This is a genomic window from Pseudogemmatithrix spongiicola (assembly GCF_030623445.1).
Classification (GTDB): Bacteria; Gemmatimonadota; Gemmatimonadetes; order Gemmatimonadales; family Gemmatimonadaceae; genus Pseudogemmatithrix; species Pseudogemmatithrix spongiicola.
On sequence record NZ_CP130613.1, the window covers coordinates 1,839,163 to 1,858,427 of the forward strand.

Below are 19,265 nucleotides of genomic sequence, written 5' to 3' on the forward strand. Positions count from 1 at the left end.
GTCCTAAGATTCGGCTCAGCGCAACCAGGATTCGAGCGCCGTCGCGAGATCCGTCTTCTCGTCGCGGTACTTCACGATGACGGGCGTCTGCAGCGAGAGCCCCTGCTCCGCCGCGAAGCCGCCCTTCACCGCACGGGCACCCGGCACGACCACCGCGCCAGCGGGAATCTCCAGCGGCGCATCCGCAGTGCCGCGGTAGACCTTCTCCTTCACGAGGTCGAACACGGGCGTGCCCCGCGTGAGCACCACGCCCGCCGCGAGCACGGCCTTCTCGCGCACCACGGTGCCTTCGTACACGCCGCAGTTGCCGCCGACGATCACATCATCCTCGATGATCACCGGCGAGGCGTTCACGGGCTCGAGCACGCCGCCGATCTGCGCGGCGGCGCTCAAGTGCACGCGCTCGCCGATCTGCGCGCAGCTGCCGACCAGCGCGTGCGAGTCCACCATCGTGCCGCTGCCCACGTAGGCGCCGACGTTGATGTACATCGGCGGCATGCACACGACGCCGCTGGCCACGAAGGCGCCGCGGCGCACCGACGAGCCGCCCGGCACGAGCCGCACGCCCTTGGCCACCGTCATGCGCTGCGGCGGATACGTGTGCTTGTCGAAGAATTGGAACGGGGAGTCCTTGCCTGAGAGCTCGACGATCTTGCCGGCGCGGAAGCCGAGCAGGATGCCGCGCTTCACCCACGCGATAGCCTTCCAGTTGCCCTTCTTGTCCTTGGTCGCCGAGCGCACGTCGCCGGCTTCGAGCGCCTCGAGCAGCGCGCCGACGACGGCCTCGGTCTCCGGCGGCTGCTTCTCCACTGCCAACGGGAACAGGCGCTCGACCTGCTGCTCGAGCTGTTCGGGCGTGAGCTTGAGCGTCACAGCGTCACCCCCGCGATGCGCAGCGCAGCGCTCATGCGCGCCTCGTGCTTGGCGTCCATGGCGACCAGCGGCAGGCGCAGCACGTTCTTGACCTTGCCCATCATCGCGAGGCCCGCCTTGATGGGAATCGGATTGCTCTCGATGAACGCCGCATCCACGAGCGGTGCGAGGCGATGGTGGATGAGCGACGCCGTGGCGAGGTCGCTCTTGGCGAGCGCGTCCGTGAGCTGCGCGCAGAGCTTGGGCACGGCATTGGAGATCACCGAGATCACGCCGTCGCCGCCGGCGGCCATCACCGCCAGCGTGAGGCCGTCATCGCCGCTCAGCACGCCGAAGCCCTCGGGACGGCCGCGCAGAATGGCGTCGATCTGCCCGGTGTTGCCGCTGGCTTCCTTCACGGCGCAGATGTTGGCGTGCTCGGCCAACTTCAGCGTCGTCTCGGCCGTCATGTTGCTGCCCGTGCGCCCGGGCACGTTGTACAGCACGACCGGCAGCGGCGACGCATCGGCGACAGCCGTGAAGTGCGCCACGATGCCGCGCTGTGGCGGCTTGTTGTACATCGGCGACACATGCAACAGGTGCGTGGCACCGGCCTTACCGAGCAGCTTCGACGCCTCGATGGCCGCCGCGGTGTCGTTGGACCCCGCGCCGGCGATTACCGGCACGCGGCCCTTCGCCGCCTCGGCGACGACGCGCACCACGCGCTCGCGCTCCGGCAACGAGAGCGTCACCGCCTCGCCCGTCGAGCCCACCGGCACCAGCCCGTGGATGCCCTCGGCGATCTGCCAATCGACCAGGGCGGCGAGTGCCGCTTCGTCCACCGAGCCGTCGGACTTGAACGGCGTGACGAGCGCGGTGATCGCACCGCGAAGGGGAGCGGTCATCAGATCACGTCTCCAAGGAAGTCATCAAGGGTGAACACGCCGCGCCGCCCCGCCAGCCACTTGGCGGCCGCCAGCGCGCCGGAGGCGAAGACGCGACGGTCGCGGGCCTCGTGCACGAGCCGCACCTGCTCGAAGGCGGCATCGAACACCAACTCGTGCGTCCCGGGCACATGTCCGGTGCGCACGCTGGTCACGGGCATCGCCTTACCCTGCGCGCGCTCGGCGACCATCGCGAGCATGCGGGCCGTGCCACTCGGCGCATCGAGCTTCTTGCTGTGATGCGTCTCGATCAAGTGCGCATCGAACCCCGCGCGGTCACTCGCAAAGCGCCGCGCCGCTTCTTCCACCACCTTCGCGAACAGGTGCACGCCCAACGCGAAGTTCGGCGCCCAGAGCAACGCGCCCTTGCCGTTGCGCACGAAGGTCTCGACCAGCGCCCGCTCGGCGTCCCAGCCCGTGGTGCCGCTGACGACCGGCACGCCCAACTCCGCGCACTGCCGCACCAGCGCGGCCGAAGCCTGCGGCTCCGTGAACTCAATGACCACGTCCGCGCCGTGCAGTGATTGTGCCGTGAGGCCGCGGGCCGTCTCGGCTTTGTCGAGCTGCGCGACCAGGGTGAACCCGCTCTCGGGCGCGAGCTGCGCGAGGAGCTTGCCCATCTTGCCGGCGCCGAGAATCGCGAGCTTGGTCATTAGGCCGCTCCGAAGAATGCCGCGTGCAGGCGCTGCATCGCCTCGTTCACCTGGTCGCCGTCGACGATCAGCGTGAGGTTGATGCCCGTCGCCGAGAGCGAGACCATATGCAAGCGCAGGTTGCCCAGCGCCTGCAGCGCCGTGGCCATCGCTTCGGTGTGCTCCCCGAGGCCCGCGCCGACGAGCGCGACGATGCCGCGATGCCGCTCCACCGAGACGTCACCGAAGGCGCTGAGCTGTGCCACCACGGCGTCGAGGTGCTGGTCGTCGTCGAGCGTCACGCTCACGCTGACCTCGGAGGTCGCGACCACGTCCACCGACGTGCGGTTCTGCTCAAACACCTCGAAGATCTTCCGCAGCGCGCCAGGCGTGGCCAGCATGCGCGGCGAGCGGATCTTCACCACGACGGTGCGCGTCTTGCCGGCGATGGCGCGCACGGGCGTACGCGGCGCGTCGAAGGTGATGCGCGTGCCCGTGCCCTCAGGCTTCCGCGAGTTGAACACGAACACCGGGATGCCCTGCTTCACCGCCGGCGCGATGGTGCTGGGGTGCAGCACCTTGGCGCCGAAGTTCGCCAGCTCGGCGGCCTCGTCGAAGCGGATGTGGCCGATGAGCCGCGCGCCGGAGACCACGCGCGGGTCGGCCGTGAGCATGCCGTCGACGTCGGTCCAGATCTCGATCGCCTCGGCGTCCATGGCTGCGCCGAAGAGCGAGGCCGAGAAGTCCGAGCCGCCGCGGCCGAGTGTGGTGGTCACGCCGGACCGCGTGGAGCCGATGTAGCCGCCGAGGACCGGGACCTTGCCGTCGCGCAAGAGTGGCGCGAGGGCCGCACGGCAGGCGATGGCGATGTCGTCGGTGAGCGGCTCGGCGCGGCCGAAGTCCTCGCTGGTGACCATGACGCGGCGGGCGTCTACATATACGGCAGGCAAGCCTGCCTTCGACATCGCCGCCGCGACGATCGGCGCCGAGAGACGCTCGCCCATCGAGGCGACGGCGTCGTGCGACCGTGGCGTGAGGTGGGCGAGCACCGACAGCGCCTCGGCCAGGTGCGCGAGTTCGTCGAACATCGCGCCCGTGTCGGCGGCGACCTCATCGTGGCTGGCGTGATCGCCGATCAGTTCTTCGATCGTCGCGAGATGCCGCGCGCGCAGTTCCTCGCAGATGGCCAGCGCGACGATGAGATCGCCCTTGGCGGCATGCTCGGCCAGCTCGATGAGTCGGTTCGTCGTGCCCGCCAGCGCGGACACGACCACCACCGGCTCGCGTTCGAGCTTGCTGCGCACGATGCCCACCGTGCGCGCAATCGCCGCGGAGTCGCCGACCGACGTGCCACCGAACTTGCAGACGATCATGCGCGCCCCGGCGGCGTCCAGCCGAGCCGCCCCGTCGCCACCAGCGCCTCGGCGTTGAGCACCGCGCTGCCCGCCGCCCCGCGGATGGTATTGTGCCCCATCGCGACCAGCTTGAGGTGGAAGATCGCGTCTTCGCGCACGCGGCCGACCGTGACGGTCATGCCGTTGCCGGCGTTCACGTCGCGGCGCGGCTGCGGGCGGTCCGGCTGTTCGGCCAGCACCAGCGGCTCGCGCGGTGCGCTCGGCAAGTTCAGGTCGGCGATCTCGCCCTTCCACGCGCGGATGACGGCAATCGCCTCGCTCACCGACGGCTTCTGGCGGAACTTGGCCGACATCACGACGGTGTGGCCGTGTTCGACGGGCACGCGGTTGGCGTGGGCGCTGACGACGAAGGGCGCCTGCGCGATGCGCGCGCCCTCGACGGTGCCGAGCATCTTCTGCATCTCGCGCTCGATCTTCCCTTCCTCGTCGCCGCCGATGTACGGAATGACGTTGCCGAGGATGTCGAGCGAAGGCACGCCCGGGTAACCCGCGCCACTCAGCGCCTGCATCGTCGCGATGAAGAGCTCGGTCAGCCCAAAGCGCTCATGCAGCGGCGCGAGGGCCATCGTCGCGGCAATGGCGGCGCAGTTCGCGTTCGTCACTACGCCACCGCTCCAGCCCTTGGCCTTCTGGGCGTCGAGCAGCGCGAGATGGCTGGCGTTCACTTCCGGAATGACGAGCGGCACGTCGTCCGTCATGCGGAAGGTCTTGGTGTTGCTGAGCACGAAGCGGCCGGCCATGGCGAACGCGGGCTCCACGGTGGCCGCGGCGTCAGCGTCCATCGCCGAGAACACGATCGTCGCGGACACCTGCGTCGGATCGCAGGTGGTCACGATGAGATCCCTCACCTCGTCGGGCATCACGCCTTCGATCCATTTCGTCGCATCCGCATAGCGCTTGCCTGCCGAGCGGTCCGAGGCCGCGACCTCGGCGAGCCGGAACCACGGGTGGCCGGCGAGCAGGCGGACGAAGGTCTGGCCCACGGCGCCCGTGGCACCGAGGACCGCGACCGGCAGGCGGGAGTCAGTCACTGGCGTCATCCGTGCAGCAGGTGCTTCACGAGCGTCACGTAGCTGTCCACGCTGGCGCGCAGCTCCGTTTCCTCGATGTACTCGTCGGGCGTATGTGCCACGTGAATGGATCCCGGGCCGAAGAGCAGCGGGGTGCCCCAATTGCCGAGCAAGGGGATGTCGCTGGTGTACGCCATCGGCGCGGTCTTGAACCCCGGCACCGTGTGGAAGTGCTGCGCGGGGATGTGCGACCCGTACTCGAGCTCGGCGCGACCCTGCGCCCAGGGCTTGAGGACCTTCTTGATCTCGGCGACGTCGCCGACCAGGCGGAACATCATCTCCGCCTCGCAGGTACCAGGGACGATGTTGGCCTCGGTGCCGCCGCGGATCAGGCCCACGTTCACGGTGCTGGGGCCAAGGATCGGATCTTCCGGGAGCTTGAGCTGCTGCAGTTCCTGCAGCAGCTGGAGCATGGGAGTGATCGCGCTCTCGCCGAGGTGGGCGTACGCCGAATGGGCCTCGCGGCCCTTCGTGCGCACGATGACGCGCTGCGCGCCCTTGCAGCCGGAGGCGAGCACGGATTCCGTGGGCTCGCCGTTGATCAGCCACTTGGACGTGGCGGGCAGTTGGTTGGCGAGACGAGCGCCATCTGAACCACGCTCCTCGCCGACGACGAACAGCAGATCCACACGTTCTTCGCCGGCGTGGACGAGGCGATCGGCGGCGACCATCATTGCGGCCGCGATGCCCTTGGCGTCGCAGGCGCCGCGCCCGTAGAGCCGGCCCTCGGCGCGCCGCGGCGGCACGTACGGCGGTACGGTGTCGAGGTGCGTCGAGAGCGTCACGCCCCCGCCCTTCCGCGAGGCCCAGATGTTGCCGCGGCCCGGTGTGACCTCTTGCACCGTCACGTTCCAGTCGCGCGCGACGAGCCAGCGCGCGACGGAATCCACCGCGGCGCCTTCGTCGCGCGTGGTGGAGGGAATGGCGAGGAGTTCTGCGGCGAGCGCGACGACGTCGACAGGGGTGTTCATGGCTGGAGAAACTTACTCGTAAGGCGTAGCGTCTTGCAGAGCGACCGCCCCCCCTCTCGCCCTGCCGATGCCCTACGAAATGCTTGCCCTCCGGGCCATCCACATCCTCTGCGGAATCTTCTGGGTGGGCGGCGGGATCTACTCCTCCGTGTTCGCCGTGCCGGCCATCACCCGCTCCGGCCCGGCTGCCGGACCGATCATCGCCGAACTGCAGCGGCGCAAGCTGTTCACCATCCTCCCGCTCGCCGCGCTTGCGACGATGCTCTCCGGCGTGCGGCTGCTGTGGATCGTCTCCGGCAGATTCAGTGCGGACTACTTCCACAGCACACAAGGCCACACGTACGCGGCGGCCGGCGCAGCCAGCATCATCGGGTTCATCGTGGCGCTCGTTGTCTCGCGTCCCGCCTCGGTGCAGTTGGGGGCCTTGGCGGCGCAGATGGCGACGCTCGACGGCCCGGCCCGCCAGGCGGCCGAGGCGAGCATCGCGCGGCTGCGGGTGCGGGCGAACGTGAGCACGAGCATCGCCGTTGGACTGCTGACGCTCTCGGCCCTCGGGATGGCGGTCGCTCGGTATCTGTAGGCCCGGCCCCGCTTGTCGCTCCGCGTCGGGTACGATAGACTTGGGGGCACGCGGGAATAGCTCAGTTGGTAGAGCACAACCTTGCCAAGGTTGGGGTCGCGGGTTCGAGTCCCGTTTCCCGCTCTGATCGGAGCGACGCAGGACCGACGGGAGCGCCTCAGCGAGGCGCTCCCGTCGTGTTTTCGGCATGTTGAGGCGTGGCCGGGGTGGCGAAATTGGCGATACGCGAGGGACTTAAAATCCCTTGGAGGGCAACCTCCGTGTGGGTTCGATCCCCACCCCCGGCATGCGGGACCCCGGCGCAGGCGCGCGGGGCGGAACTCGCGGAACCCACGGCACCTTTGCGCTGAGCCGGGGTTACGACGGCGCAACAGCGGTTCGTCCCCTGCGGAGGACTCCCATGCGCGCCGTCCGATCGTTCGCCCTCGTGTTCGCCCTCGCCCTGCCCGTCGCCGCCTGCGTCGACGTCACGGGCCCGGACACGGTGATCGTCGAAGACCGCTGCGCGGCGCGGCGCGTGTATCAGCCCTCGACCGTCGACGCGGCCCTCACCGGCTACGACTGCCTCACCGACGACGCCACCGAGAGCTACGTCGACTACTACGAGCTCCGCGTCCACGAGACGACGTGGGTGGACCTGTACCTGGAGTCGACGGAGTTCGATGCCTACCTCATGCTCTTCGATGAGTGGGACGAGCTCGTGACCTCCGACGACGACAGCGGCGAGAGCGGCGACGCCTGGGTGACCGTGCGGCTGCCGCCGGGGCGCTACTACATCGCGGCGACGTCGTACCGCGGTGGTGAGACGGGCGCGTATCGCCTCTACATCGAGTAAGCGCCACGCGCCGGCGGGAACGGGGGTGATGCGATGCCCCGCCTCCGGCGCGCCGCTTATGTTTCCGATGTGCCCTCCCTGTCCGTTCTCCTCGGCGTCGCCGGCGGCGGCGCGATCGGATCCCTGCTCCGCTTCGGCGTAGGGCGGCTGCTGCCGACCGCTTCGACGGCGATGCCATGGGGCACGCTCGGCATCAACGTCGCGGGTTCCTTCGCGCTCGGCCTGCTCGCCGGCGCCTCGATGCTGCGCCCCGACGCGTCGCCGGCACTGCGCGCGTTCCTCGGAGTCGGGCTGCTCGGGGGCTTCACGACCTTCTCCACGTTCTCGCTCGAGACGGTCGTGCTGGCGCAGTCCACATCCCTGGCGAAGGCCACCGCATACGTCCTCCTCAGCGTCGGGCTCGCCGTGGTCGCTGCGGCGGCTGGGTTCTCGCTCACCCGTGCCTGAGATGACGGTGCGCCCGTTCGGCCGCTTCCTGTTTCCCGGGCCCACCGACGTGCGCCCGGAGATCCTTCAGGCGATGGCGCAGCCGATGCAGTCACACCGCGGCGAGGCGTTCCTGGCCCTCCACGCGCGCGTCGTGGCCAACCTGCAGCAGGTTTTCCGGACGACGCGGCCGGTGTTCGCGGTCTCGGCCTCCGCCACGGCGCTGATGGAGATGGCGATCCGCGGCGCGCCGGAGGGACCGATCCTCTCGCTCGTGAACGGCGCGTTCTCGGAGCGGTTCGCCACCGTCGCGCAGCAATGCGGCCGACGCGTGCGCCGCGTGTCGGTGCCATGGGGCGAGGTGCACCCGCTGGGATTGATCGAGCGGCACCTGGTCGAGGAGCCCTTTGCGGCGCTGACCGTGGTGCACTCGGAAACCAGCACCGGTACGCTCTGCGACCTGCGCGCGGTCACCGAGCTGGCGCATCGCTACGGCGTGATGTGCCTCGCGGATGCCGTGACCAGCGTGGGTGCGAGCCCCGTCGAGACGGACACGTGGGGGCTCGACTTCGTCCTGACCGGGTCGCAGAAGGCGCTGGCGCTGCCGCCGGGACTCGCGTTTGCGGTCGCGAGTGAACCGTACATCCTGCAGGCGGCGGTGGTCCCGGGCCGCGGACGTTACCTCGACCCGCTCGAACACGAGGAGGCCGCACTGCGCGGCGGACCGCCATCGACGCCCGCGATTCCGCTGTTCTACGCCGCGGACGCGCAGCTCCAGGACATCGCCGCCGAGGGCATCGAGGCTCGCTGGGCGCGCCACGCCGAGATGCAGGCGATGGTCGAGCGCTGGGTCAGCGATCGGCAGGCCGAAGGCATCGCCATCACGTTCCAGGCGCCGGCCGGGGCACGCAGCCTCAGCGTGAGCTGCCTCGCGCTCCCGCCGGATCGGGAGTCACGCGAGGTCGTCGCGGCCTTGGAGGACCGCGGCTTCACAATCGGCCGCGGCTACAGCCAGCTCAAGGACTCGACCATCCGCATCGGCCACATGGGCGACCTGCGGCCGGAGCACCTCGCGCCCTGTCTCGAGGCGCTGACCGACGTGCTGCGCGCCGCCCCGCGCTAGCGCTCCGCTACGGTCTCAGCCCGTACGCGTGCACCGTGTACCACACGGCGTAGGCCAGCAACCCGCTCAGGGCCGCGTCCCCACCGTATCCGAGCGCCGCGCCCTGCTCGTCCACGGATTCGGCGGCGAGTCCTTGGTACAGCGGCGCCACGCGCAGCCACTCGAGCGTCTCGCCGGCCTCGGGACCGAACAGACGGGCGATCTTCATCACCAGGCGATCCGTCTCCGGCAGGCGCTTGGCGGTGCGCCGGTAGAGCGAGTCGCTGCGCTCGATGCCCTCCCACATCGGGAGCCAAAGCGCTGAGCCAACCGGATCATCGTCGAGATCGTGCTTGCCGCCGAGGTCGGTGGCGGCGGCGAGTGTGGCCTTGGCCTCGCTGCCCACGCTGAAGTGACGCCGCAGGGCGGCGCGCACGGCGGCCGCGTTCTGGATGTCGGCGGCCGCTTCTTCGTCGAGGGTGCGCGAGAGCGCGTCCAGTGCATAGGCGACGACCGCGTTGCCGTGCAGCGTGAACGGCTGCGCCGCCGGACGGCGATCGAGCGTGACCTCGGTGTGGTACAGCGGATGCTGCTCGTCGCGGCGCGCGGCGAGGTCGTCGCTGGTGGCGTAGAGCGTGTCGGCGAGGATGGGCTCCTCGACGATCTGGTCGTCGCCGGTCTCGCGGATATAGCGCTCGGTGGCGACGGCGTACGACGCGCAGCCTTCGAGCGTGAAGCCGGGCTCGAAGAGCGTGCCGTCGAGGTAGTGGACGCCACGCCCCGGCGCGTAGCCGTGGAGCTCGCAGGCGCGGAGGATCAACTCGCGCGCCAAGGGCGCGTCCGCCAGCTGCACGGCGGGCACCGTCCAGGCCAAGGCTTCCCAGTCGCGCACCGTCACGCCCCAGGCACACCACGGCGCGCGACTGCGCACGAGGTAGTACTGCGCGTCGTCCAGCGCGCGGCCCACACCGTAGAAATACGCGAAGCAGAGATTGCGGTTGATGAGCGCGTCGAGCGAGTCCATGCCCGTGCTCTGCTCGAGCAGGCGCAGCGCGTCACGCGTGATGGTGAGCAGGGCGCGCCAGCCGCGGCGGCGCATCACGCCCACCGTCGCTTCGGCACCGTCGCGCTCGGGGCCGGCGGCGATGTAGAACGCCTGCTCCGTGCGTTCGCCTGCGCCGAGCGTGAGCGTGCGCGTGATGGCATAGCTGGGCGTCGCCGCCTCGGTGAGCGCCACCCGTGCGTCGCCGTCCGCGGCGAGGGCCAGCGCGGCGATGCCCGGCACCGCCACGCCGTCGAGAATGACCACGCCGCCCGCGGCCTCGCGGATGCGATGGGCGTCCTCGGCCGGCCGCGGCGTGCGGACACGCAGCTGCCGATGGCCCAGCGTGCCTTCGAGCCCGACCTCGAGCTGCACCGGGCGCTTGCCGCGGTTCTCGAACGCCAGCGTGTACACCGCGCCGGCGATGTCCGCGTCCTGGCCGAAAGGCGCGAACACGGTTCCGCGCACCACGAGGTCGCCCGCGATCGACGTGAACGTCGGCAGCCAATGCAGCGCGCGCTCCCAGGCGATGCCGGCGCGCGCGAGCTCCACCGGCGCGCCGTCCACGCGGATCACCGGCCGCGCCAGCGCCGGCCCCTCGCCCTGCACAAAGCCCGCCGCACCCGCGAACTCCACGGCAGACCGCGCTCCCCGGTGGAGGAGCCCGACGGCGTGGATGGCCCCGTCGTGCGGGTGGATGCACGGCAGCGAGAGCCAATGGTTGCCGGTGACCTGCCAGGGCACAGATGGCAGGGGGGCCAGCGCGGGATCGAGCGAAGATTGGAGCGTCATGACGGGTTCCGGGGACAGCGGGGTAAATTACCCGACCGATCCGCCATGCGCTCACTTTCGCTCGCCCTCGTCGCGCTGCTCCTGGCGCCTGTCCTGCCCGCTGCCCTGCAGCCGGCTGCGCTCGCGCAGCGCGTGCTGGGGCCGTCGCAGGACGCGACGACCATCAAGCGCGGGACCCTGCGCACGTCCATCACGGGCGAAAACATCCTCCTGCGCGGCCGCTGGAACCAGGGCGTGTCGCAGCCGCTCGGCGCCGGCCTCGACGCCCCGCTCGACGGCACGGTGCTCCGCGAGATGGCGGTGGTGCAGGACGTCTTGCAGTCCCTTGGTGCGCCAGACGCCATCGCGACGCTGGGGCACCCGCAGACGGACCTGCGCCAGCGCCTGGCCATCACGAGGCTCGGCTTCGACTACGGCATCAGCGACCGGCTGATGCTGCGTGTGCAAGCGCCGTTCGTGCGGGTGCGCGCCGAGGCACAAATGGGTCCGATGTACGGCATGATCACGATGGGGCCGAATCCCATCACCCTCGGCAGCGGAGTCGCCGCACAGAACCGCGCGGTCGTCGACGCGTACACCGCCGCCGCGAGTGCGCTGACGGCGCGCCGTGATGCCTGCACCGCCAACGCCAGCGCCCACCCGGAGTGCGGCAGCATCCTCGCCGCGGGCCCGCAGGTCGCGGCCACCATCACCCGCGCGAACCAGTTCGCCTCGGCGCTGGCCACGATCTACGGAGCCTCAGGCCTCGCCGCCGGCCAGCCGTTCGTCCCCACGCAGGGCAACGCCGTCGAGCTCGCCCTCGCCCAGGTCGGCAACGGCCTCGTCGCGAACTTCAATCAGTGGGGCGTCACCAACGTCTCGACCAGCACCGGCCTGCCCGTCGCGGCGCAGACGCCGATCACGGCCGACCAGCTCGCGGCCATCCTGCGCGATGCAGCCCCCGACGGACTCGAGGCGAAGGGCACGGGCAAGAGCACGCGGCAGAACCTCGGCGATGTCGATGTCGGCCTCACGTTCAACGTCTTCGACCGGGTGCCATCGGCCGCGGATACCGCGGCGCGCGGCATCGCCGTCCGCCAGAGCCTCGCGCTCACGTATCGCGTCGGGGGCGGGCACTACGACTTGCCCGAGGACTTCATCGACCTCGGCACGGGCAGTGGGCACGACGCCATCGCCCTGCACGCGATGACGGACGTCGTGCTCACGCGGCGCCTCTGGGCGACCGTCACGCTCGGCTGGGCGCAGGCGTTCGCCCACGAGCGGACGCTCCGCGTGCCGGTGATCGCCGGCGTGGATCTCATCGGCGCCGAGCAGCTCGCGCAGGTTCGCATCGAGCCGGCAGGCCTGCTCGACCTGCGCCTCGCCCCGCGCTACGTCCTCAACGATTACATCGGCATCGGCGGCGAATGGCGGTATCGCGTCCGCGGCGCCGACCGCGTGTGGCGCATCGACGACGGCACCGCGGTCACCACGCCGGTGCCCTACGGTGACGGCGGCATGCAGGCGCCCAGCGACAGCGACGAGCACCGCTGGGCGTGGACGTTCTCCTACTCCACGCTCGACTCCCGCCGCCGCGGCGTCGCGAGACTGCCCCTCGAGATCTTCTACACGCACGAGCAGTCGGTGGGCTCCAGCCGCGGTGTCGTGCCGCGCCGCTGGGAGGACCGGGTGCAACTCCGTTTCTACACGCGCCTCTTCGGACGCTGAGTCTCGCCGGCGCGGCCGCGCGTCGCCGCGCCACTCGCGGTCGCAGCACCAGCCGCCGCCGTCGCCAGCAACTCCCGCGCGTGCTCGCGGCTCGTCACGCTCTCGGAGTCGCCGCCGAGCATCCGTGCGATTTCGTCCACACGATCGGCTTCGACGACCACGCCGACGTCTGAGGTGGTCACGCCGCCCTTCGCCGCCTTCTGCACCACGATGTGATGGTGCGCGCGCGCCGCGATCTGCGGCAGGTGCGTGATGGCGAACACCTGATGGTGCGCCGCCACATCGCGCATGGCGTCGCCGATCATGAGGCCGGTGCGCCCGCCGATGCCTGCATCCACTTCGTCGAAGATCAGCGTGGGCACGTTGTCCAGCCGCGCGAGGATGGTCTTGAGGGCGAGCATCACGCGCGCCAGCTCACCGCCCGAGGCGACGCGCGCGAGCGCCCGCGCCTCGTGTCCCACGTTCAGTGCCACGCGGAACTCCACGTCCTCCGCGCCTGACGCACCGATCGTCTCTCGCGGCGCGAGGTGCACGAGCACGCGGCCGTCGGGCATGCCTAAGTCCGGCAACCGCGCTTCGACGGCCTTCGCCAGCGCCGTCGCCGCGGCCCTGCGCTTCTTGGTGAGCGCCGCCGCCGCCCGCTGGAGCGCAGCATCGGTCTCCTGCACCCGCTGCTCGAGGCCGCGCATGTCGAGCGACGCCGTGTCCAGCAAGTCCAGTTCCGCGCGCGCGTCCTTGCCCGTGCGCATCACGGCCTCGATGCTGCCGCCGTACTTCTTCATCAGCCGGAACAGCAGGTCACGCCGCGCATCCACCTCGGCGAGGCGCGCCGGATCGTGCTCCACCGTCTCGGCGTACGCCTGCGCTTCGCGCGCGAGTTCTTCCAGCGCGTACCAGGCGTTGTCGTAGAGCTCCTGCAACTTCGCCGTGCTCGGGTCGATCTTCTGCAGCGCCGCCAGCGGCTTCTGCAGGTGCCCCAGCGCGCGCATCGCTTCGGCGTCGCTTTCGACGGTGCCCGTGAGCTCGCCCACCAGCTGCTGGAGCTCCTCGGCGTGCGTGAGACGCCGCGCCTCTTCGTCGAGGCGCTCGTCCTCGCCCTCCTTGAGCTGCGCCTCGCCGATCTCCTTCGCCACGTGCGACAGCCAATCCGCGCGCTTCGCCGCGTCGTCGCGCCGGGATTGCAGCGAGGCAATCGCCTGCCGCGCGGCCTCCGCCTCGCGCCAGGCCTCGGCCACCGCCTGCACGTCGCGCTCCGCTTCGCCGAAGGCATCGAGGATATGCCGCTGTGCCTCCGGCTCGAGCAGCGCCTGCGCTTCATGTTGCCCGTGCACGTTCACCAGCGTGCGGCCGATCTCGGCCAGCACGCTCGCCGTCACCGGCGAGCCGTTCACCCAGGCCCGCGCACGGCCGCCACCCGACGCAACCTCGCGCTTCAGGACGAGGATGCCGTCCTCGCACTCGATGCCGCGTTCGTCGAGCGCCTTCAGCAGGTCAGGACGGTCGTGGAGGTCGAACACGCCCTCGACCGTCGCCTTGTCGGCGCCCGTGCGCACGAGATCGCTCGAGGCCCGCTCGCCGATCAGCAGGCCCAGCGCGCCGACGATGATGCTCTTGCCGGCGCCGGTCTCGCCCGTGAGCACGTTGAAGCCGGACGCGAGCGGCAGCGTCACGGCGTCGATGATGGCGAGGTTCTTGATCCGGAGTTCGGTGAGCACTCAGCCGTCGCGCGCCGGCGGCCCGCCCCACCCGAGCTTGTGCCGGAGCCGCGTGAAGAACGTGACGTCTGCGAAACGCACCAGCTTCACGGGCCGGGCGCTGCGCTGCACCGTCAGCAGGTGTCCCGGCGGGATCGCGATGCCCACCTGCCCGTCCGCGGTGAGCAGCACTTCGTCCTGCTCGTCATCCATCGTGATGCGCAGCGTCGTCTCGGGCGGGAAGATCGTCGGACGGATGGCCAGCGTGTGCGCGGCCACCGGCGTGACGATCAACGAGTGCAGCGTCGGCACGACCACCGGGCCGCCCGCCGAGAGCGAATACGCCGTGGAGCCGGTCGGCGTCGCCACGACGACGCCGTCGGCCGCGAGGTTCGCGATCGGTTCGTCGCCGGCGGACAACTTCATGCGTAGCACGCGCGCGTAGCCACCCTTGTGCACCACCACGTCGTTGAGCGCGCGCACTTGGATGCCCAGCGCGCCCGACGGCGTCCACGTGCGGGCTTCGAGCGCCATCCGCGCCTGCACGTTGTGCCCGCCCGCGGCGAAGCGCCGGAACGCCTCGGGAAACTCTTCGCCTTGGCAGGTGGTGAGGAAGCCCAGCTTGCCGAGGTTCACGCCGAAGATCGGCACGTCGGCGCCACCGAGGAAACGCGCGGCCCGAATCAGCGTGCCGTCGCCGCCCAAGGTGATGAGCGTGTCGATCTGGCTCGGATGGCCCAGCCGCGTCGCGCCGGATGGCGCGATGGCCGCGAGTTCCCCTTCGTACGCCAGGCTGTAGCCCATCGCCGTGGCTTCGCTGGCGAGGAACCCGAGGATCTCCTCAAGTCCCTCGTAGCCGACGTGCCCGACGACGCCGAGCCGCGTTGTCACCCCGCGAGGGCCTCGGACTCGCGCAGCGCGCGCACCTTGGCCGCGATGCCGGCGGCGTCGAGGCCCACCTGCGCCAGCTGCTTCGCGCGCGACGCCGCGTAGATGATGCGGTCGGGCACGCCGTGCGCCACGACGCGCACGCCCGGATCCATCTGGTTCACGACCGCCGCCATGTACGCGCCGAAGCCGTTCACCACCGTGCCCTCCTCGACCACCAGCAGCTGCTGGTGCGTGGCGAGCAGCGCCGTGAGCGTGGTCGCGTCATGCGGCTTGAGATAGCGGCAGTTCACCACGGTCACGCTCAATCCCTCGGCGGCCAGCGCCTCCGCGGCCTTGAGCGACTCCTGCACCATCGTGCCGACGGCGAGAATGGCGAGACCCTCGCCCTTGCGCAGTACTTCCCAAGTGCCGTGCGGCACCGCGGGAATCTCCTTCGCATGCGCCGGCACGTCCGGCGACAGATCGCGCGGATACCGGACGCAGAACGGCCCGTCCGTGTGCGCGAGGCCGCTGCGCAGCAGGCCGACGAACTCCGTGCCGTCCTTGGGCGCGGTCACGACCATGTGCGGCACGGCGAGCATGTACGCGATGTCATAGAGCCCCGCGTGCGTCTCACCGTCCTCGCCGACCAAGCCGGCGCGGTCCATGCAGAACATCACCGGCAGCGACTGGATCGCCACGTCGTGGATGATGTTGTCGTAGCCGCGCTGCAGGAACGTCGAATAGATCGTCACCACGGGCTTGATGCCCTCGGCGGCCATGCCGGCCGCGAAGGTCACGCCGTGGCCCTCGGCGATGCCGACGTCGAAGAAGCGCGTCGGATGCGCCTTCGCCACCGTGCCCGTGCCCGTGCCGCTGGGCATGGCCGCCGTGATGGCGATTGCCTTCGGGAACTCCTCCATCAACTCGGCCAGCGCCTTCCCGAACACCGCCGTGTAGTTCGGATTGCCCGTCGCGGCCTTCAGCTGCTTGCCCGTCTGCGGATCGTGGCCCGGCGGCAGTGCATGCCACTTTTCGCCGTGCTCGCCGGCCGGGAAGCCCTTGCCCTTCTTGGTGATCACGTGGACCAGGCGCGGGCCCTTGAACTCGCGCACGGCCTTGAACGTCTCGACCAGCTGCGGGATGTCGTGACCGTCGATGGGCCCGAAGTAGCGGAAGCCGAGTTCCTCGAAGAGCACGCCCGGCGTGAGGAAGGCCTTCACGGATTCTTCCCAGCGGCGCAGCAGCGAGCCCGCTTCCTTGAACGGCCCCTTCGCGTGATCGGCCAGGTCGCCGATCTTGTTGCGCAGGCGGTTGTAGATCGGGTTGCGCTGCACCTGCGTGAGGTACTTGTGCATCGCGCCCACGTTCGGCGCGATCGACATCTCGTTGTCGTTGAGCACGACGATGAAGTCGCGATCCGAATGCCCCGCGTTGTTCAACGCTTCGTAGGCGAGGCCCGAACCCAGCGAGCCGTCGCCGATGATGGCGACGACCTTGTTCTTCCCGCCCTTGATGTCGCGCGCCGCAGCCATGCCCAGCGCGGCGGAGATCGACGTCGCCGCGTGGCCCGCGCCGAAGGTGTCGTACTCGCTCTCCGTGCGCTTGAGGAAGCCCGAGAGGCCGCCCTCCTGGCGCAGCGTGTGCATGCGGTCCTTGCGGCCCGTCAGCACCTTGTGCGGATAGCCCTGGTGCCCCACGTCCCAGACGAGCTTGTCGTCCGGCGTGTTGAAGGCCGTGTGCAGCGCGATCGTGAGCTCCACGACGCCGAGCCCGGCGCCGATGTGGCCGCCGGTCACCGAGCAGGTCGCGATCAAGAACTCGCGAATCTCCTGCGCGAGGGTCTCCAGTTCGGCAGGCGTCATTCGCCGGAGGTCGGCGGGATCCTGCACGCGGTCGAGAAGGCTCATATCAACGAGTGGGACTGGGAAATGGGGGTGCCGTACGATATACCGCTCACGAACGCCGGGCCACGATGAAGCGCGCCAGGAACTCCAGCTCCGGCGTCAGCGCCTCGTGCTCAGCCAGGCCCTTGCAGGCCTCTTGGACCAACGCTTCGGCGCGCGCCTTCGCTCCCGCAATACCCAGCAGCGCGGGATACGTGCTCTTCTTGAAGGCGAGATCCTTCCCCGCCGTCTTGCCGAGTTGGTCCGTCGTCGCCGTGATGTCGAGCACGTCGTCGGCGATCTGGAACGCCAAACCGACCGACGCGCCGTAAGTCGCGAAGGTCTGCAGCAGCGCCGGAGACGCACCGGCCGCAATGCCGCCGATCGTCATCGCCGCTTCGATCAAGGCGCCGGTCTTCCAGCGATGGATGCGCTCGAGTTCCTCGAGATTCAACTCGCGCCCTTCGCCTTCGAGGTCGAGCAGCTGCCCGCCGATCATTCCCGTCGCGCCTGAGGCCTGCATCAGCGTGCGAACGATCGCCCCGCCCTGCTTGGACGTGAGGCCGATGTCCATCGCCGCATCGAGCGCGACGCGCGCCGCCAACGGCACCATCGCCATGCCGGCCGCCGTCGCCGCCGGCACGCCGAAGACCTTGTGCACGGTCGGCCGCCCGCGCCGCATGTCGTCGTCGTCCATGCAGGGCAGGTCGTCGTGCACCAACGAGTACGCGTGCACCACTTCGACGGCGGCCGCGAGCCCGGACACGTCCTTCTTGCCACCCGCCGCACGATGCGCCGCCATCACGAGCACGGCGCGCAGGCGCTTGCCCTCGCCCTGCAGCGCGTAGCGGATGGAATCGGACACGGCGCCCTTCTGGTCGCCGAGGTAGCGCAGCTGCAGCGCGTCGAGCGCACGTGCCACCGCCGCGCGATCCGTCCCGAAGTCGATCGGCGTCACGCCCGCTTGGGTCATGCCTTGGTCCCGAACACGCCGTCCGCCTGCTCGAGCAGCGTGCGCACCTTGCCCTCGGCGTCGGCAAGCGCCGCCGAGGCCTCGCGCAGGCGCGTGATGCCTTCCTCGAAGAGCTTCAACGCGTCTTCGAGTGGCAAGTCATCGCGATCGAGCGCGCCCGCGATCTGTTCGAGGCGCGCCAGGGATTGTTCGAAGTTCATACCGCTCATGCGTCCGTCCGCAGATGGGGGGCATCGGCGTGCACCGCGTCCGTCGTCGCCCGGACCCGGCCATCCTTCACCAACAGTTCAAACTGCGCTCCCGGGACAAACGCCGCGAGCGTCGTCAAGGTTCGGCCCTCGGCGTCGCGGGCCACCGAGAAGCCGCGCTGGAAGACCTGCAGCGGACTGCGCGCCTCGAGACCTGCAGCCAGCGCCGCCACGCGCGCCTTGCGGCGCTCGACCAGGCGCGGTGCCGACTGCGCCAAGCGCTGCGCGATGCGCTCCGTGCGGGCCCGGCGCCGCTCGCTCACCAGCTGCGCGCGCTGCGAGAGGCCTTCGGCACGGCGCTGCAACTCGCGGCGGCCGACCTCGATGCGATCCTGCAGGCCATCGGCCATCATGCCCGCGAGCTGCTGCACGATGTCGCGCAGCTCGTCGAGCAGCGGCACCGCATGTTCGGCGGCCACACTCGGCGTGGCGGCACGCAGGTCGGCCACGAGGTCGGCGATCGTCGTGTCGGTCTCGTGTCCGACCGCTGAGATCGTCGGGATCGCGCAAGCGGCGATCGCCCGCGCGACGGATTCGTGATTGAAGGCCCAGAGGTCCTCGCGCGAGCCGCCGCCGCGGCCAATGATCAGCACCTCGGGCAGCGGGATGCCGTCCACAGGCGCATCCGCGTCGAGCAGGCGCCCCAAGCGATCCAGCGCCGCCACCAGCGACTCCGGAGCGCCCTCGCCCTGCACCAGGGCCGGGATCAACAGCACATTGACGCCCGGATGCCGACGCGCAATCACGGATTGGATGTCGCGCAGGGCGGCGCCTTCGCTGGACGTGATCACCGCCACCGTGCGCGGCACACGCGGCAACGCCCGCTTGCGCGACGGATCGAGCAAGCCGTCCTGCTCCAGCTTCTTCTTCGTCTCGTCGAACTGTCGCTGCCACAGGCCTTCGCCGTCGGCGGCCATCTGCGTCACGGCGAACTGCATGTTGCCGCGCTGCGGATACACCGTGAGCTGGCCGAAGGCCGTGACCTGGTCGCCGTCCTTCGGCTTCGCGGGAATCTTGAAGGTCGCGCCCTTCCACACGACGGCGCTCACCGCGGCGTCGGCGTCCTTGATCGTGAAATACCAGTGGCCGCTGGGATAGCTCTTGAAGCCCGAGACCTCGCCGCGGATCCACAGCTTGGGGATGCCACCTTCGAGCAAGTCCTTCGCCGCGCTCGTGAGATCGAGCACGGAGATGGCTTCCGCAGCGGTGGCGCCGGGGTGCGTCAC

At 70.2% G+C, this 19,265-nt stretch carries 18 protein-coding genes and 2 tRNA genes; 7 read left to right on the forward strand and 13 right to left on the reverse strand.

The features are described 5' to 3' along the window. Positions 1-15: 15 nt before the first annotated feature. From Strain318_RS08415 to Strain318_RS08440, 6 genes are read right to left on the reverse strand one after another with little or no spacing between them, the layout of a single operon-like run. Positions 16-873: a 2,3,4,5-tetrahydropyridine-2,6-dicarboxylate N-succinyltransferase gene (locus Strain318_RS08415; RefSeq protein ID WP_367885265.1), complete on the reverse strand. Its 858-nt coding sequence runs from the start codon at positions 871-873 to the stop codon at positions 16-18. After that, on the reverse strand, positions 870-1,757 hold the full coding sequence (dapA, locus tag Strain318_RS08420) for a 4-hydroxy-tetrahydrodipicolinate synthase (protein ID WP_367885266.1): 888 nt from the start codon (positions 1,755-1,757) through the stop codon (positions 870-872). The genes Strain318_RS08415 and dapA overlap by 4 nt, the downstream gene beginning before the upstream one ends. Then, positions 1,757-2,449, reverse strand: a complete 693-nt coding sequence (locus Strain318_RS08425) for a 4-hydroxy-tetrahydrodipicolinate reductase (protein WP_367885267.1) — start codon at positions 2,447-2,449, stop codon at positions 1,757-1,759. Before Strain318_RS08425 ends, dapA begins: the two co-directional genes overlap by 1 nt. Further along, entirely contained in the window at positions 2,449-3,801 is a 1,353-nt protein-coding gene (gene lysC, locus Strain318_RS08430) for a lysine-sensitive aspartokinase 3 (RefSeq protein WP_367885268.1), read from the reverse strand. Before lysC ends, Strain318_RS08425 begins: the two co-directional genes overlap by 1 nt. Beyond that, positions 3,798-4,874, reverse strand: coding sequence for an aspartate-semialdehyde dehydrogenase (asd, locus tag Strain318_RS08435; RefSeq protein ID WP_367885269.1), 1,077 nt, complete (start codon positions 4,872-4,874; stop codon positions 3,798-3,800). Before asd ends, lysC begins: the two co-directional genes overlap by 4 nt. 5 nt (positions 4,875-4,879) lie before the next feature. Then, entirely contained in the window at positions 4,880-5,884 is a 1,005-nt protein-coding gene (locus Strain318_RS08440; RefSeq protein WP_367885270.1) for a M20/M25/M40 family metallo-hydrolase, read from the reverse strand. Between the two features lie 67 nt (positions 5,885-5,951). Here Strain318_RS08440 and Strain318_RS08445 point away from each other — a divergent pair, with 67 nt between their 5' ends. From Strain318_RS08445 to Strain318_RS08470, 6 genes are all read left to right on the forward strand, one after another. Further along, positions 5,952-6,464 (forward strand): hypothetical protein, encoded by a 513-nt coding sequence (locus tag Strain318_RS08445; protein WP_367885271.1) that lies wholly within the window; start codon positions 5,952-5,954, stop codon positions 6,462-6,464. A gap of 50 nt (positions 6,465-6,514) precedes the next feature. Next, a tRNA-Gly gene (locus Strain318_RS08450) sits at positions 6,515-6,587 on the forward strand. Positions 6,588-6,664: 77 nt separating this feature from the next. Further along, positions 6,665-6,751 (forward strand) — tRNA-Leu (locus Strain318_RS08455). Between the two features lie 113 nt (positions 6,752-6,864). Further along, positions 6,865-7,299: a hypothetical protein gene (locus Strain318_RS08460; RefSeq protein WP_367885272.1), complete on the forward strand. Its 435-nt coding sequence runs from the start codon at positions 6,865-6,867 to the stop codon at positions 7,297-7,299. A gap of 69 nt (positions 7,300-7,368) precedes the next feature. After that, positions 7,369-7,746, forward strand: coding sequence for a fluoride efflux transporter CrcB (gene crcB / locus Strain318_RS08465; RefSeq protein ID WP_367885273.1), 378 nt, complete (start codon positions 7,369-7,371; stop codon positions 7,744-7,746). A 1-nt stretch (position 7,747) separates the two neighbouring features. Further along, positions 7,748-8,848, forward strand: a complete 1,101-nt coding sequence (locus Strain318_RS08470; RefSeq protein WP_367887899.1) for a pyridoxal-phosphate-dependent aminotransferase family protein — start codon at positions 7,748-7,750, stop codon at positions 8,846-8,848. Positions 8,849-8,855: 7 nt separating this feature from the next. Here the strand turns inward: Strain318_RS08470 and Strain318_RS08475 are convergent, their stop codons facing one another. After that, entirely contained in the window at positions 8,856-10,661 is a 1,806-nt protein-coding gene (locus Strain318_RS08475; RefSeq protein WP_367885274.1) for a hypothetical protein, read from the reverse strand. 45 nt (positions 10,662-10,706) lie between these two features. Here Strain318_RS08475 and Strain318_RS08480 point away from each other — a divergent pair, with 45 nt between their 5' ends. Then, positions 10,707-12,368, forward strand: coding sequence for a hypothetical protein (locus tag Strain318_RS08480; protein ID WP_367885275.1), 1,662 nt, complete (start codon positions 10,707-10,709; stop codon positions 12,366-12,368). Here the strand turns inward: Strain318_RS08480 and recN are convergent. From recN to xseA, 6 genes are read right to left on the reverse strand one after another with little or no spacing between them, the layout of a single operon-like run. Then, the gene (gene recN, locus Strain318_RS08485; protein WP_367885276.1) at positions 12,344-14,083 is read right to left on the reverse strand and encodes a DNA repair protein RecN; all 1,740 of its coding nucleotides are present in this window, start codon (positions 14,081-14,083) and stop codon (positions 12,344-12,346) included. The genes Strain318_RS08480 and recN overlap by 25 nt on opposite strands. Beyond that, positions 14,084-14,953 carry an NAD(+)/NADH kinase gene (locus Strain318_RS08490; RefSeq protein WP_367885277.1) on the reverse strand — a complete coding sequence of 290 codons (870 nt, stop codon included), beginning with the start codon at positions 14,951-14,953 and terminating at the stop codon, positions 14,084-14,086. Continuing rightward, a complete protein-coding gene (gene dxs / locus Strain318_RS08495; RefSeq protein WP_367885278.1) occupies positions 14,950-16,842 on the reverse strand; it encodes a 1-deoxy-D-xylulose-5-phosphate synthase in 1,893 nt (630 codons plus the stop codon). The genes Strain318_RS08490 and dxs overlap by 4 nt, the downstream gene beginning before the upstream one ends. A 46-nt stretch (positions 16,843-16,888) precedes the next feature. After that, positions 16,889-17,791: a polyprenyl synthetase family protein gene (locus tag Strain318_RS08500; protein WP_367885279.1), complete on the reverse strand. Its 903-nt coding sequence runs from the start codon at positions 17,789-17,791 to the stop codon at positions 16,889-16,891. Then, complete coding sequence (xseB, locus tag Strain318_RS08505) at positions 17,788-18,000, reverse strand: exodeoxyribonuclease VII small subunit (RefSeq protein ID WP_367885280.1); 213 nt, start codon at positions 17,998-18,000, stop codon at positions 17,788-17,790. Before xseB ends, Strain318_RS08500 begins: the two co-directional genes overlap by 4 nt. After that, positions 17,997-19,265, reverse strand: a complete 1,269-nt coding sequence (gene xseA, locus Strain318_RS08510) for an exodeoxyribonuclease VII large subunit (protein WP_367885281.1) — start codon at positions 19,263-19,265, stop codon at positions 17,997-17,999. Before xseA ends, xseB begins: the two co-directional genes overlap by 4 nt.